The 14896-nt window shown below is 40.0% G+C and carries 12 protein-coding genes and 1 pseudogene; 4 read left to right on the forward strand and 9 right to left on the reverse strand.

The features are described 5' to 3' along the window. Positions 1–47: 47 nt before the first annotated feature. The 3 genes and pseudogenes from J5F42_RS00475 to J5F42_RS00485 all read right to left on the reverse strand — a co-directional run bounded on the left by J5F42_RS00475 (position 48) and on the right by J5F42_RS00485 (position 2846). Positions 48–1028: an iron-sulfur cluster assembly scaffold protein NifU gene (locus tag J5F42_RS00475; RefSeq protein WP_001052011.1), complete on the reverse strand. Its 981-nt coding sequence runs from the start codon at positions 1026–1028 to the stop codon at positions 48–50. A gap of 21 nt (positions 1029–1049) precedes the next feature. Further along, on the reverse strand, positions 1050–2213 hold the full coding sequence (locus J5F42_RS00480) for a NifS family cysteine desulfurase (protein ID WP_000941688.1): 1164 nt from the start codon (positions 2211–2213) through the stop codon (positions 1050–1052). Between the two features lie 167 nt (positions 2214–2380). After that, positions 2381–2846, reverse strand: a pseudogene (locus J5F42_RS00485) (helix-turn-helix domain-containing protein). 80 nt (positions 2847–2926) lie between these two features. Between J5F42_RS00485 and J5F42_RS00490 the strand changes: the two are divergent. Next, positions 2927–3538, forward strand: coding sequence for a YbhB/YbcL family Raf kinase inhibitor-like protein (locus tag J5F42_RS00490; RefSeq protein ID WP_430407957.1), 612 nt, complete (start codon positions 2927–2929; stop codon positions 3536–3538). A gap of 69 nt (positions 3539–3607) precedes the next feature. Here the strand turns inward: J5F42_RS00490 and J5F42_RS00495 are convergent, their stop codons facing one another. From J5F42_RS00495 to J5F42_RS00515, 5 genes are read right to left on the reverse strand one after another with little or no spacing between them, the layout of a single operon-like run. Further along, on the reverse strand, positions 3608–4462 hold the full coding sequence (locus J5F42_RS00495) for a beta-1,4-N-acetylgalactosamyltransferase (protein WP_283491372.1): 855 nt from the start codon (positions 4460–4462) through the stop codon (positions 3608–3610). Further along, on the reverse strand, positions 4437–4742 hold the full coding sequence (locus J5F42_RS00500) for a hypothetical protein (RefSeq protein ID WP_000523487.1): 306 nt from the start codon (positions 4740–4742) through the stop codon (positions 4437–4439). Before J5F42_RS00500 ends, J5F42_RS00495 begins: the two co-directional genes overlap by 26 nt. 51 nt (positions 4743–4793) lie before the next feature. Beyond that, positions 4794–5900: a 1-deoxy-D-xylulose-5-phosphate reductoisomerase gene (dxr, locus tag J5F42_RS00505; RefSeq protein WP_283491373.1), complete on the reverse strand. Its 1107-nt coding sequence runs from the start codon at positions 5898–5900 to the stop codon at positions 4794–4796. Continuing rightward, positions 5901–6701 (reverse strand): phosphatidate cytidylyltransferase, encoded by an 801-nt coding sequence (locus J5F42_RS00510; RefSeq protein WP_283491374.1) that lies wholly within the window; start codon positions 6699–6701, stop codon positions 5901–5903. Positions 6702–6713: 12 nt separating this feature from the next. Then, on the reverse strand, positions 6714–8372 hold the full coding sequence (locus tag J5F42_RS00515; protein WP_283491375.1) for an SLC13 family permease: 1659 nt from the start codon (positions 8370–8372) through the stop codon (positions 6714–6716). Between the two features lie 95 nt (positions 8373–8467). On the opposite strand from J5F42_RS00515, the gene mnmG reads away from it, so the two are divergent. The 3 genes from mnmG to hcpA all read left to right on the forward strand — a co-directional run bounded on the left by mnmG (position 8468) and on the right by hcpA (position 12751). Then, positions 8468–10333, forward strand: coding sequence for a tRNA uridine-5-carboxymethylaminomethyl(34) synthesis enzyme MnmG (gene mnmG, locus J5F42_RS00520; protein ID WP_283491376.1), 1866 nt, complete (start codon positions 8468–8470; stop codon positions 10331–10333). A gap of 10 nt (positions 10334–10343) precedes the next feature. After that, complete coding sequence (gene dapE / locus J5F42_RS00525) at positions 10344–11525, forward strand: succinyl-diaminopimelate desuccinylase (protein ID WP_283491377.1); 1182 nt, start codon at positions 10344–10346, stop codon at positions 11523–11525. Positions 11526–11998: 473 nt separating this feature from the next. Beyond that, the gene (gene hcpA / locus J5F42_RS00530) at positions 11999–12751 is read left to right on the forward strand and encodes a Sel1-like repeat protein HcpA (protein ID WP_001936337.1); all 753 of its coding nucleotides are present in this window, start codon (positions 11999–12001) and stop codon (positions 12749–12751) included. Between the two features lie 205 nt (positions 12752–12956). Here hcpA and htpG read toward each other — a convergent pair whose 3' ends face one another. After that, positions 12957–14822 carry a molecular chaperone HtpG gene (htpG, locus tag J5F42_RS00535; RefSeq protein ID WP_097699758.1) on the reverse strand — a complete coding sequence of 622 codons (1866 nt, stop codon included), beginning with the start codon at positions 14820–14822 and terminating at the stop codon, positions 12957–12959. Between the last annotated feature and the right edge of the window lie 74 nt (positions 14823–14896).

Here is a 14896-nt window from a genome sequence, read left to right on the forward strand (position 1 = left end):
CGCTTCGCTCAAAAAAGGCCTTCACCCCCTAAAAATATCAAAACAAATCAAATCGGTAACACCCTGATACTGCGATCCAATAATTCCTGCAAGGCGTTTTCAATGGCAAATAAAGTCCCGGTAGTCGCGCTCATGCACCCATCGCATGCCCCCATGTAGCGGATATACACATCAATGTAATCATCGCTTTCTTTAATGTCTAAAATCTCTAAATCCCCCCCATCCATCATAAGCATAGCGCGGATATTTTCATCAATGACTTTATCCACGGCTTTAATCTTTTGAACCATAGTCATTTCCCTAAAAGCCAATTCCCCGCTTTGGGATTTATTCGCAGCGGCTTTAAGTTTTTCAGCTTCCATTTCTTCGCGCACTTCTTTAAGAATATCCACCAGGTAATAATCCCTTTTTTCATGCCCTCCAGGCCTCACGCAGCTTTTACAAAAAGCACCGGCTTTGGTGTAGTTAGTGATTTCTTCAACGCTTTTTAAATCATTGAGCCTAATCACTTCTTTAATCGTACCTAAACTCACCCTAGCGCACTCGCACACGATGATTTCTTCTTCAAAATCTTCAGCGTTTTTCCCCAAATACATGCCGGCAGCTTTTTTGATCACATCATACGCCATCACCGAGCAATGCATTTTTTGCCCAGGGACAGCCGGCGTGTCTGGATCATCTCTCAAGCCTCTTTCCACATCTAAATTCGTGATTTTTACCGCATCTTGGACTCTTTTATTCAAACACAACTCTACCATCATGTCTGAGCTTGCGATCGCTGTCCCGCAACCAAAGCTTTTAAATTTCGCGTCAACAATCGTATCCGTGCTTTCATCTACAAGCCAATACAACCTCACCGCATCCCCGCATGCTTCTGCACCGTAATCCGCCACAATGAGCTTAGCGTTTTTGGCTTTAGCCTGCTCTTCGGTGATGACCCCTAAATGCGTAGGGTTATCCATGCGCCTTTGAACTTCTTTAGAATACGCATCCCAGAGAACCGAACCCACTAAATCATGTTTTGCCATTTTGATTCCTTTATATTCTTTTTAATAAGAGCTTGAAATATTTCTCAATCTTACAGCCGCTTGAGAGAAAACTTCAATCGTTTTATCAATTTCAGCTTCCGTGTTAAAACGGCTCAATGAAAGCCTGATAGCGGTATGAGCTAATTCCTTACTCGCCCCAATCGCTACCATTACAGGATTAGCCTCTAAATCCTCACTCGCGCACGCGCTCCCCGTGGAAGCGGCGATATTAGAGCGGTTTAAATCCCACAGCATGGCCTCTCCTTCAATCCCTCTCACGCTGATTAAAGTCGTGTTAGGCACACGATGGATTCGATCGCCTACCACCATCACATCAGGGATTTTCAAAAGCGCTTCTTCTAATTTGTCGCGCAATTTCCCTACCACTTCTTTTTCATAGTCTAAATGCTCTACGGCTAATTTCATCGCTTCGCCCATTCCCACAATATAAGGCACATTCAAAGTCCCGCTGCGCCTACCATTCATATGCTCCCCGCCATGAAAAAGAGGGGTCAATCCCACCCCACTCCTAATATACAACCCCCCAATGCCTTTAGGCCCATGAAACTTGTGCGCACTAAAAGAAAGGAAATCCGCATTCGCTTTTAACACATCTACAGGGATTTTACCAATCGCTTGCACGGCATCGGTATGGAACAACACGCCCTTTTCTTTACAAATAGCCCCAATTTCTTCAATAGGGAAAATGAGACCGGTTTCATTATTCGCCCACATCACGCTCACTAGAGCGGTTTTTTCTGTGATCGCTTCTTTGACTTGCTCTGCGGTGATACTCCCATGCTCATTAATGGGCAAGTAAGTAACCTCCACCCCCAAGCTTTCTAAAAAATTACAAGTGGATCGCACCGCCGGGTGCTCTGCAACCGTGGTTACAATATGGTTTTTGCCCTTTTTCAAGCATTCATCAAAATACACGCCCTTTAACACCCAGTTATTGCTTTCTGTTGCGCAAGAAGTGATGATCACATCATCTATATCCCTAGCGTTAATGCCTTTATAAAGCTTATCTAGTGCTTCTGCAATGGCTGGGTGGGTTTCTGTGCCAAACTGGTGCAACGAGCTAGGGTTCCCGTAATGATCCCTTAAAAAAGGATCCATGATCTCCTTGACTTTAGGGTCAATCCTAGTTGTAGCGTTATTGTCTAAATAAATTCGTTGTAACAAGTGAGTGTTCTCCTTAAAATTTTACATAGATTTCTTATCTAGGTCTAAATTATGATTAAATACAAGATATTTTCTTAATTTTAACTTAAAATAAGATGAATTTTTGAAAACATTTTGAGAAATGCGAATACCCCCATTAAAAACCAACATAGCCATTATCAACCCGCTTAAGGTTTTTTAAGGGGTCTCCCACGCCTGTCTTTTAAAGCGTCTATCCCCCCTTGTTGGTAACGCCTCTCCCACACATAAAGTTTTTGCAATTGTTTCGCTACTTCTTTTTTAGTGGGCTTAATGCCTTTAAGGTTATAAAGAGCGGTAACGATAATGGGTTTTGGGATATTAAACCTTTGGATAAATTCCAAACAATCTTTTTTGAGTTGGGAGTCTTGCTTGTTTTTAGTAATATCCACATGGCTTAAATATTGCAACACATAAAGGCGTTTTTCTTCATCTTCTTGCGCGATTTCTGGGGCTAATTCCATCCCTTGACTAATGCCCTTAAAAAGCTTATTTGAAGCCTCTTGTGGTGTGGAATAAACGCTCAAATAAGTTTCTAACAACGAAATCACTTTTTTTTTGCTGTTCCAATAGTGCGTCTATTTTGGCGCTCAAACGATTTATTCTACTTTCCATGCGTTCAATGGTAACTAGTAAAAATAAATAACTATTTAATCATTAAAAATGATTATTCTAGTATCATGCTTTAAAGTAAGATGTGTTTTTATGATCATGCTACAATAAAGGAAAATGATTTCAAAGAAAAAGGGCTTAAAATGAAAACTTTTGAAGTGATGATTCAAACCGATTCAGAAGGGTATTTGGACGCTAAATTTGGTGGCAACGCCCCTAGAGGGTTTCTTAACCCAAACGGCTTACCCACTTATTCGCCTAAAATCTCATGGCAAAAAGTGGAAGGCGCTAAAAGCTACGCTTTAGAATTAATAGATCATGATGCACAAAAAGTGTGCGGCATGCCGTTTGTCCATTGGGTCGTGGGCAATATTTCTTACAATGTCTTAGAAGAAAACGCTTCCATGATGGATAAAAGGATTACTCAAGGGGTCAATTCGCTCACTCAAGGCTTTATCCGTTCACCGCTCAATGAAAGCGAAAAACAACGCTCCAATCTCAATAACAGCGTCTATATCGGCCCCATGCCTCCTAATGGTGATCACCATTACCTCATTCAAGTGTATGCTCTAGACATTCCTAAACTAGAATTAAAAGCCCCTTTTTTCTTAGGCGATTTGCATGACAAAATGCGCAACCATATCATCGCCATAGGGAGAAAGGAATTTTTATACAAGCAGTTTGTAAGGAAATAGGCTACAAGCTTGTAGGTTTAGTTCAATGAACCTACAAATAGAGCATAGAAGCAAAAAACGATGATTGATTTAAGGCAAGCGGAATTTTTGATATACCTCTAAAATCCTCTTTTCATCTGGCATGCTTTCTTCAATCCTTGTGCCTATCAAATCGGCATGGTGTTTTTTAAATTCTTTTAAAGGGATCAAATCATCATAAACGATAGCGTTTCGTCTCTTTTTAGCCAAAGGGAAGTGCCATTGCACCATTTCCTTATCTTTAATGTGGTGTTTGTCTTTAAGTTTTAGGACTTCATAACTTTCATCATTGTAGCGCCAAATTTCAAAAGGCTCGCAATCGTTATACAATAACCAATGATCCCCCCATGCGTCTAAAAACCCAAAATCCCCATCATTACGAACAAACACTTCAAAATCTCGCACCACAAAATTAATGCGCGAATACATCACAACCTCTTTAATGCTCTTAGGGATATAAAAACTTTCATAAAGTTTTTTAGCGTCATAAATATGATCGCAATCAATTTTGACTACCCACTCATTTTTAGGGATAAAAGAAAGCGTATAATTACAGTAATGATAAAGTTGGTGCCACAAACTCGGGCAATCCTTTAGCATGACTTCATAAGGATAGCTGATAGGGATAAACGAGGGGAACTTTTTACAAAACTCTAAAATCACTTCTTTAGAGCCATCATCGCAATCATTAGAACCAATGACCCCCCTTTGAATGGCAGGAAGCATAGAAAACAAACTCTCTTCTAAAGTAACGATTTCATTTTTGACTCTAATAAAAGCCCATGGGTTTAGAGGGCTTTTAGGGTTTTGACTTTTTTTATCATAGTCAAAATAACCCGAATGCGTGGGATTGGGTAAAGTTAAAGTGGGATGGATAACCCTATCTTCTAAATGCCCCCCCTCCATAATTATAATTAAGAGAACTATTTTTATAAATACTCTTGTTGTATTCAATGAAACTTTCATTATTTAAAGAAGCGATAGCTAAAAACACGCTTTCTTGATAATCATGGTTGAATAAAGCTTCTTCTTGAAGAGAACGAAGTTTTTTAGCCTCTAACATTTCCTTAATTTCATGATTGATTTCATCATCAATGTTTTTGGCCCCTTTTAAACTACGAACATATCTCACCACAAAAGGCATTCTCTCTTTAACAAAACCCTTGATTTTATTTTTTAACCCCATAAAAACTCCTAATTGAAATAAAAACGCTATTAAAAACGAAATCTTATTATACTACACTCCCGCTACACTTTTAAAACGCTCCCTAACTTCTTTGTCTAATTCTAGCACTTCATCTAAATTAGAAAGCTTGAAAGATTTTTTAGCATACAATTCTAAGGCTTGAGAAATGGTTTTGATAAGGCCACCAAAGGCGATTTCTTGATTTAAAAACTTCTTCATCGCCACTTCATTGCTCGCATTCAGCACCACGCCAAGCTTTGGGTTTTCCAACAACAAATCTTTATAACGCCACAAAGCGTAGCGCTCCATGCTAATGGGTTCAAATTTAATCGCGTTTAAAGCGTATAAATCTAAGGGCTTAATGGAAGCACTCAAGGAAGCTAATTTAGGGTTAATGGCATAGCTTATGGATAGTTTCATGTCCGTGCTCGCTAAATGCGCGATGACAGAATTGTCTTCAAACTCCACCAAAGCATGCACGATAGAGCTTCTTTCAATCAGCGCATCAATCTTTAAAGACGCACCAAAAAGCCAGTAGGTTTCTAGGATTTCAAAAAGCTTATTGACCATGCTCGCTGAATCAATGGTGATTTTAGATCCCATGCTCCAATTAGGGTGCTTGAGCGCGTTTTGCGCGTTTTGAATAGGAATAAATTCTAAAGGCGTGTCCCTGAAAGCCCCCCCACTCGCGCTAATGATTAAAGATTTAGGCTTTAAAGTCTTGTTTTGCAACAACGCCCACAAACCAAAATGCTCGCTATCAACGGGCGTGATTTGTGAAATGTCTAATAAATGCCCCGCGCTCACTAAGCTCTCTTTATTCGCTAGGGCCAGTTTTTTGTTCCTTTGTAAGCTTTTAAAGCTCGCTTTCAATCCTGCCACGCCCACAATAGCGTTAAGGACTAAATTGGAAACGCACTCCTCTATCATCGCATCAATGCCGTCTAACCCCACAAACACTTCCGCACCCAAAGGCTCTAAACCATTCAAATCATTAGGATCTAAGATCGCCACTTTTTTGGGTTTGAAAATTTGGATTTGCTCATTGATTAAAGCGATATTTTTCCCACAGCTTAAGGCTTCTATTTTTACGCCAAATTTTTTTGCGATTTTAAGGGCGTTTTTCCCAATAGAGCCGGTGCTTCCTAAAACAACCATTCAATCCCCTAAAAACACCGCCGTCTCTTTCCAAACTTCTAAAAAATACAACAACACATGCAAGCTTAAAGCCCCAAAAAGCATGGAATCCAGTCGGTCTAAAACGCCCCCATGCCCGGGTAAAATCTTACCGCTATCTTTGATCCCGGCCTTTCTTTTCAAATAGCTTTCATACAAATCCCCAAACACCGCCATAAGCGCGATTAAAAAACTAAATAGAAGCGCCATAAGAAAGCCTCCGCTCAATTTCCCCATGCCCACAAACGATCCCAAAACGCTCGCCAAAACAACGCCAATCAACGCGCCCTCTAAAGTCTTATTCGGCGAAGTGGGCGTGAAAGGGGTTTTGCCTAAAAGCTTGCCTCCAAAAAACGCCCCCACATCGCTTGCAACCACCACGACTAAAAGCCAAATGATCGCTACTGCGCCAAAATCCTTATAAACCCCAAAAAGCGCAAAAAACCCAACGCCCGGATACAAAAAGGGTAAAATGGCTTCGCTATGGTGCGCTTTTTGATAAGCGATAACACTAGCCATGACCATCGCACTGATAAGAGCGCATTCTACAGGATGCCCGTTAAAATACGCCGCCACCCATGACAACACTAAAATAAGATACAAGCTAAAGCTCGCTTTGACCTGGAACAACCTTAACGCTTCAAAAAACCCTACCGCATAAATCCCCCCCAAAACAGCCCAAAACAACAACAAATTGTCCGCATACAAAATCAAGCCCGCCACAACGATTAAAACAACCCCTGTAATGTAACGAGACTTTTCTTTAAATAACTCTTCTTTCACTTTTTTCCTTAATCAATTAAATATTAACGAAACTAAAAAATAGCTAAACGCGCTAATCAAAACAACGCCCACTAAATTAAGCCACAAGCCGGCTTTAATCATGTCCGTTATTTTAACATACCCAGAGCCATAAGCTATCGCATTGGGTGGGGTGGCCACAGGGAGCATGAACGCGCAAGTCGCGCTCAAGGCCACAGGAATAGTCAATAACAAGCTTTGGTGGTTTTCATAACCCATGCCCATCGCCACCCCTCCAATCACCGGCAAAAACGCCGCAGCGGTGGCGGTGTTAGAAGTGATTTCGGTTAAGAAGATGACCATTAAAGTAACCATGACAATGATGAATAAAATCGGTAAATGCGAAAAGCCAGAAACCAAATGCCCGATCCACAAACTCAACCCGGTTTTAGAAAATTGCGCGCTCAAAGCTAACCCGCCACCAAATAAAAGCAGCACATCCCAAGGGAGTTTTTTAGCAACACCCCAATCAATGAGCCTATCGCCCTGATTGTTAGCGGGCAAAATAAATAAAAGCACAGAAACCCCCATAGCGATCACGGAATCAATCTTATCTATCTTAATGCCCCAAGATTTTAAAATCGTGTCTAAAAAAATCCACCCTAAAGACGCTAAGATAAAAATAATCCCCACCGAGATTTCCGCTTGACTCAAACGGCCTAGTTTGTTTAACTCTAATCTAACGACTTCCTTACCCCCTGGGATTTCTTTAATCTTTAAAGGGAAAATCACATAAGTGAGCAAGAGCCACGATAAAATGAGCATGATGAAGGCTAACGGCGTCCCAAACACCATCCACTGAGCGAAATCAATTTCAATATTGAAAGCGGTTTTCATATAGCCGGCTAATAAAGCGTTAGGCGGCGTGCCAATCAAAGTGCCTAAAGAGCCAATAGAAGCCGAATAAGCGATGCCAAGCATCAAGCAAATGCTAAAATTCGTGCGATAGATAGTCGTCTTTTCTTGAATCACTTGAGCGATGTCCTTACCCTTATGCACGATATTTCCCATAATACCCCCATGCGCTTTGGTGATTTCTTCTTTTTGGTAGAATGCATTAGAGGCGTTTTCTTTACCCACCAGTTTAGCGACTAATTGCAAAACGCTCATGCCAACAGGAAACATCATCACCGCCGTTGCGGTATTACTCACCCACATAGACAGAAAGCCTGTGGCTATCATGAAACCTAGAATCAACCTCCTAGGGCTTGTGCCTACCAATAAAATAATGCTTAAAGCGATGCGCGTGTGCAAGTTCCATTTTTGCATGCTTAAAGCTAAAATAAACCCTCCCATAAAAAGAAAGATAATCGGCGATGCGTAAGAAGAGCTGATATGAGCGAATTGATCCACGCTAAAGGCGCTAAAAAGCACCAAAGGTAAAAGCGCGGTTGCAGGCAGGTCAATGGCTTCAGTCATCCACCATATCCCCATTAAAACAGCCACCCCCGCCACAACAGGCATCGCCTTATAATTCAAAGAACTGAGCTTGGGGATTTCTTCTACAATATGAGGCATTTGAACATTAAGCGCATAACAGATAACAAGTGCGATTAACGCTCCCCCTATTAACCCCAACAAGCGCACGATCTTAGTGCTTTTATCATCGGCGCGTGTATCGGTATGCGTATTGGCATGCGAATGATTTTCCATTTTATTTTACCCTTTAAAATTACTAACCTACATGCTACAATAAAACTTTTTCAAAACTAGGGTTTTAGAAAAATAAAATCAAAACAGGAAAAAGAGTGGTAAAAGAAAGTGATATTTTAGTGGTTGGTGGAGGGCATGCAGGCATTGAAGCGAGCTTGATTGCGGCTAAAATGGGGGCTAGAGTGCATTTAATCACCATGCTCATAGACACGATCGGTTTAGCGAGCTGTAATCCAGCCATTGGGGGCTTGGGTAAAGGGCATTTGACTAAAGAAGTGGATGTTTTAGGGGGGGCTATGGGGATTATTACGGATCATAGCGGTTTGCAATATCGTGTGTTAAACGCTTCTAAAGGGCCGGCGGTTAGGGGGACTAGAGCGCAAATTGATATGGACACTTACCGCATTTTTGCAAGAAATCTTGTTTTAAACACCCCTAATTTGAGCGTCTCTCAAGAAATGACCGAAAGTTTAATCATTAAAAACGATGAGGTAGTGGGCGTAACCACAAACATTAACAACACTTATAGAGCTAAAAAAGTGATCATCACCACAGGCACTTTTTTAAAAGGGGTGGTGCATATTGGCGAGCACCAAAACCAAAACGGGCGCTTTGGGGAAAACGCTTCCAATTCTTTAGCCTTGAATTTAAGGGAACTTGGCTTTAAGGTGGATCGCCTAAAAACCGGCACTTGCCCAAGAGTGGCGGGCAATAGCATTGATTTTGAAGGCTTAGAAGAGCATTTTGGGGATGCAAACCCTCCCTATTTCAGCTATAAAACCAAAGATTTTAACCCCACCCAACTCTCATGTTTTATCACTTACACTAACCCCATTACCCACCAAATCATTAGGGATAATTTCCACCGAGCCCCCCTATTTAGCGGTCAAATTGAAGGCATAGGCCCAAGGTATTGCCCTAGCATTGAAGATAAAATCAACCGCTTTAGCGAAAAAGAACGCCACCAGCTGTTTTTAGAGCCTCAAACCATTCACAAAAGCGAATATTATATCAACGGCTTAAGCACCTCTTTGCCCCTAGATGTGCAAGAAAAGGTCATTCACTCTATCAAAGGCTTAGAAAACGCTCTCATCACGCGCTATGGCTATGCGATAGAGTATGATTTTATCCAGCCCACGGAATTGACCCACGCTTTAGAAACCAAAAAAATCAAAGGGCTTTATTTAGCCGGGCAAATCAATGGGACTACCGGCTATGAAGAAGCGGCGGCTCAAGGGCTTATGGCTGGGATTAATGCGGCATTAGCCCTAAAGAATCAAGCCCCCTTTATTTTAAAGCGCAATGAAGCTTATATCGGCGTTTTGATTGATGATTTGGTCACTAAAGGCACGAATGAGCCTTACAGAATGTTTACCAGCCGGGCCGAATACCGCTTGCTTTTAAGAGAAGACAACACGCTTTTTAGGTTGGGCGAACATGCCTATCGTTTAGGGCTTATGGAACAGGATTTTTATAAGGAATTAAAAAAAGATAAACAAGAGATACAAGACAATCTCAAACGCCTTAAAGAATGCGTGCTTACCCCTAGTAAAGAAGTATTAAAACGCTTGAATGAATTAGATGAAAACCCTATCAATGACAAGGTTGATGGCGTTAGTTTGTTAGCGCGCGATAGTTTTAATTTAGAAAAAATGCGCTCCTTTTTTAGCTTTTTAGCCCCTTTGAATGAGCGGGTTTTAGAGCAGATTAAAATTGAATGCAAGTATAATATTTATATTGAAAAACAACACGAAAATATCGCTAAAATGGACAGCATGCTCAAGGTTTCTATCCCTAAAGATTTTGTGTTTAAAGGCATTCCAGGCCTTAGCTTAGAAGCGGTAGAAAAATTAGAAAAATTCCGCCCCAAAAGCCTTTTTGAAGCCTCAGAAATCAGCGGGATCACCCCGGCGAATTTAGACGTTTTGCATTTATACATCCATTTGCGAAAAAACTCTTAAAGGATTTTTAATGAACGCTTTAGAAATCACCCAAAAACTCATCAGCTACCCCACCATTACGCCTAAAGAATGCGGTATTTTTGAATACATTAAATCGCTTTTTCCTGCTTTTAAAACCCTAGAATGTGAGGAAAATGGCGTGAAAAACCTTTTTTTATACCGCATTTTTAACCCCCCCAAAGAGCATGCAAAAGAAAAACATATAAAAGAAAAACATATAAAAGAAAAACATATAAAAGAAAATGTTAAGCCCTTGCATTTTTCTTTTGCAGGGCATATTGATGTCGTGCCTCCTGGAAACAATTGGCAAAACGATCCCTTTAAACCCATCATTAAAGAGGGGTTTTTATACGGCCGTGGGGCGCAAGACATGAAAGGGGGCGTGGGGGCGTTTTTGAGCGCGAGTTTAAATTTTAACCCTAAAACCCCTTTTTTGCTTTCTATGTTACTCACAAGCGATGAAGAAGGACCAGGGATTTTTGGCACAAAACTCATGTTAGAAAAACTCAAAGAAAAAGATTTACTCCCTCACATGGCGATTGTGGCTGAACCCACTTGCGAAAAAGTCCTAGGCGATAGCATCAAAATTGGCCGAAGAGGCTCTATTAATGGCAAACTCATTTTAAAAGGCGTTCAAGGGCATGTGGCTTACCCACAAAAATGCCAAAACCCCATTGATGCACTCGCTTCTGTTTTGCCTTTGATTTCAGGAGTTCATTTAGACAATGGCGATGAGCATTTTGACCCTTCAAAACTAGTCATCACTAACTTGCATGCAGGGTTAGGGGCTAATAACGTGACTCCAGGGAGCGTAGAAATTACCTTTAATGCGCGCCATTCTTTAAAAACCACCAAAGAGAGTTTGAAAGAATATTTAGAAAAAGTTTTAAAAGATTTGCCTCACACTTTAGAATTAGAGTCAAGCAGTTCGCCTTTCATCACGGCTTCTCATTCAAAGCTTACTAGCGTTTTAAAAGAAAGTATTTTAAAGACATGCCGCACCACCCCCCTTTTAAACACCAAAGGCGGCACGAGCGATGCGCGATTTTTTAGCGCTCATGGTATAGAAGTGGTGGAATTTGGCGCCATTAATGACAGGATCCATGCCATTGATGAAAGGGTTAGCTTGAAGGAATTAGAGCTTTTAGAAAAAGTGTTTTTAGGGGTTTTAGAGGGCTTGAGTGAAAAATAGATGGAATAAGATAATCGTTTTAAGTGGGTTTTTGTTTTTAACGCCAACGATTTTTTAGCCGATACCAACTCAAGCTTTAGCATGCTAGTATCCATTTATCATGACCTTAAGAGTGGGGTCATGCTTAACAAAATAACCAAATCTCGCTATAATCTTTTGGTCTTTTTTTGTTTTTGCAGTTTTTACATGCTCCTGTTGTTAAAGACTAAATTTCTTAAGGGGCTTTTACCAAGCCACTCTTAAAGGGGTGGCTCAACCAACTTTTTAAAACAAACTCTTTTAATACAGCTTTATTCTCACTAGTATCCCCTATCGCATGGCAATCCAGCTCAAGCGTTGGAATGCGCTTAAAAGAGAAGCAATTCTCAATCATTTTCTTTATTCCATCAATAAAATGGCATTCAATAAGGCTTTAATCATCAATATTTGATTATAATTATAAAGGATTACATTTTTTTAATAAGAGATATATCATGCTAGGGAGTGTTAAAAAAACCCTTTTTGGGGTCTTGTGTTTGGGCACGTTGTGTTTGAGATGGTTAATGGCAGAGCCAGACGCTAAAGAACTTGTTAATTTAGGTATAGAAAGCGTGAAGAAACAAGATTTCGCTCAAGCTAAAGCGCATTTTGAAAAAGCGTGTGAGTTAAAAGAGGGTTTTGGGTGTGTTTTTTTAGGGGCGTTTTATGAAGAAGGGAAAGGAGTGGGAAAAGACTTGAAAAAAGCCATTCAATTTTACACTAAAGGTTGTGAATTAAATGATGGTTATGGGTGTCGCCTACTAGGAAATTTATACTATAACGGACAAGGCGTTTCTAAAGATGCCAAAAAAGCCTCACAATATTACTCTAAATCTTGTGAATTGAACCATGCTGAAGGGTGTACGGTATTGGGAAGCCTACACCATTATGGCGTAGGCACGCCTAAGGATTTAAGAAAGGCTCTTGATTTGTATGAAAAAGCTTGCGATTTAAAAGACAGCCCAGGGTGTATTAATGCAGGATACATGTATGGTGTGGCAAAGAATTTTAAGGAGGCTATCGTTCGTTATTCTAAAGCATGCGAATTAAAAGATGGTAGGGGGTGTTATAATTTAGGGGTTATGCAATACAACGCCCAAGGCACAGCAAAGGACGAAAAGCAAGCGGTAGAAAACTTTAAAAAAGGTTGCAAATCAAGCGTTAAAGAAGCATGCGACGCTCTCAAGGAATTAAAAATAGAACTTTAGTTTTAATGAAATTAAGCTAAACGCTGCGTTTAGCTGGCTTTTACGCTTTTTAATGTTTTAATGAAAAACACGAACCCCCCACGAACCAATCTTTTAATGATCATAAAAGACTTTTATCGAATCCGTTCATTCCAAACGCCGTTTTGAGATTGGTATTTTAAGGGTTTAAGCAGTTTTTATTCAAACCCTTAAAAAGGGTTTTTTCCTACAACGCCTTTAATAGCACGCTATTTAAACGCTCATTAAAACTTTTAGCGTCTTTCAAAACCCCTTTTTCTAAAAGCTTCGCCCCATCATAAAGCAACCAGATAAAAGCGCTCAACTGCTCTTTATCTTCGCATTTTAAGAGTTTTTGCAAAATCGCATGGTTAGGGTTTAATTCTAAAGTTTTCTTGCTTTCAGGCACGCTTTGGCCCATTTGGCGCATCCAATTAGCCATCATCGCATTTGGTTCATCGCCTATTAAAGCCACCGCTGAAGTGAGATGATTAGAAAGCTCTACGCCTTTAATCTCATCTTTAAGATTTTCTTCAAACGCTTTCATCAAATCTTTAAACTGATCTTTTACCTCATCATGGATTTCTTCCAAACCAAGCTCTTTCAAACTCTCGCTATGGCTAGCGTCTCTAAAGGGCGTTTTATCGTATTCATTCACGCCTGGCATCACAAACGCATCAATTTCATCGCTCAATAACAAAACATCATAGCCTTTTTGAGCGTATTTTTCCAAAATGGGGGACGCTTTTAATAAGTCTAAATTTTCGCCTAAAAGGTAGTAAATGCTTTTTTGATTTTCTTTTAAATTTTCTTTGTATTCTTTTAAAGAAATCAATTCTCCTTTGTCTTTAGAATAGAATCTTAACAATTCTAAAAGTTTTTCTTTGTTTTCAAAATCCCCATACAAGCCTTCTTTTAACACTTTCCCGAAAGGCTCATAGAATTTATGGTAATTTTTTTCATCCTTGCTCAAGCGTTCAATCTCGCTTAAAATCTTTTTCACTGAAGCCGAACGGATATTGGCTAAAATCTTATTCTGCTGTAAGATTTCACGGCTCACATTCAAGGGCAAATCTTCGCTGTCAATCACGCCTTTAACAAACCTCAAATAAGACGGCAACAATTCTTTGTCATCATCAGTGATAAACACCCTTTTAACATAAAGTTTGACCCCGCTTTTATAATCCACCCTAAACAAATCAAAGGGTGCTTTGCTAGGGATGTAAAAAAGCGTTGTGTATTCTAAAGAGCCTTCCACTTTATTATGGATATAGCTCAAAGGCTCGCTGTTGTCATGCGCAAACGATTGGTAAAAGTCTTTGTAATCCTTGTCTTTCAACTCGCTCTTATTCATTTTCCATAAAGCGCTCGCTTGATTGATTTGCTCGCATTTTTCTTCTTTAACTTCTTTTTTATTATCCCCTTCGCCCTCAAATTTCGTATCGGTGTAAGTTAAAAAAATAGGAAAAGGGATATGCTCAGAATACTTTTTAACAACGCTATCAATCTCCCAACGGCTCGCAAAATGAGAATCTTCATCTTTTAAAAAGAGGGTGATTTCTGTGCCTTGCTCCTCTTTGACGCATTCGCTGATTTCAAACTTGCCCTTACCATCGCTCACCCATGCATAAGCTTGCTCGCTGGTAACTTTTTTGGTTTGAACGACAATCTTACTCGCTACCATGAACGCCGAATAAAAGCCCACACCAAACTGGCCAATCAGTGCACTATCTTTTTTCTTATCCCCACTCAAAGCGCTCAAAAAACTCTTCGTGCCTGATTTAGCGATCGTGCCTAGATGCTCAATGAGATCGTTTTTATCCATGCCTATACCATTATCTTTAATCGTTAAGGTTTTTTTCTGGCTATCAAAACTCAAATGAATGCTAGGCGTGGTATTGAGTCCTTTTAATTTCTCATCGGTTAGCATCAAATAATTCAGTTTATCCAAAGCGTCGCTCGCGTTAGAAATCAACTCCCTTAAAAAAATCTCTTTATTGGAATACAAAGAGTGGATCATCAAATCCAAAAGCTGGTTGATTTCAGTTTGAAAGGTGTATTCTTGATTAGACATTGAACTTTTTCCTTTAATAAAATTTTTAAGATTATACAATAAAAGCGCGCTTAAAAGGGGCATGCTATGGCTTA

Origin of the sequence: Helicobacter pylori (assembly GCF_030062585.1) — a bacterium.
Taxonomy (GTDB): domain Bacteria; phylum Campylobacterota; class Campylobacteria; order Campylobacterales; family Helicobacteraceae; genus Helicobacter; species Helicobacter pylori_CN.

Bases quoted from the DNA above. Each gene is read 5' to 3' on its own strand.
- hcpA (WP_001936337.1), top strand. From the start codon at position 11,999: ATGCTAGGGAGTGTTAAAAAAACCCTTTTTGGGGTCTTGTGTTTGGGC.
- J5F42_RS00515 (WP_283491375.1), bottom strand. From the start codon at position 8,372: ATGGAAAATCATTCGCATGCCAATACGCATACCGATACACGCGCCGAT.
- dapE (WP_283491377.1), top strand. From the start codon at position 10,344: ATGAACGCTTTAGAAATCACCCAAAAACTCATCAGCTACCCCACCATT.
- dxr (WP_283491373.1), bottom strand. From the start codon at position 5,900: ATGGTTGTTTTAGGAAGCACCGGCTCTATTGGGAAAAACGCCCTTAAA.
- J5F42_RS00475 (WP_001052011.1), bottom strand. From the start codon at position 1,028: ATGGCAAAACATGATTTAGTGGGTTCGGTTCTCTGGGATGCGTATTCT.
- J5F42_RS00500 (WP_000523487.1), bottom strand. From the start codon at position 4,742: ATGGGGTTAAAAAATAAAATCAAGGGTTTTGTTAAAGAGAGAATGCCT.
- J5F42_RS00495 (WP_283491372.1), bottom strand. From the start codon at position 4,462: ATGGAGGGGGGGCATTTAGAAGATAGGGTTATCCATCCCACTTTAACT.
- htpG (WP_097699758.1), bottom strand. From the start codon at position 14,822: ATGTCTAATCAAGAATACACCTTTCAAACTGAAATCAACCAGCTTTTG.
- J5F42_RS00490 (WP_430407957.1), top strand. From the start codon at position 2,927: ATGTGTTTTTATGATCATGCTACAATAAAGGAAAATGATTTCAAAGAA.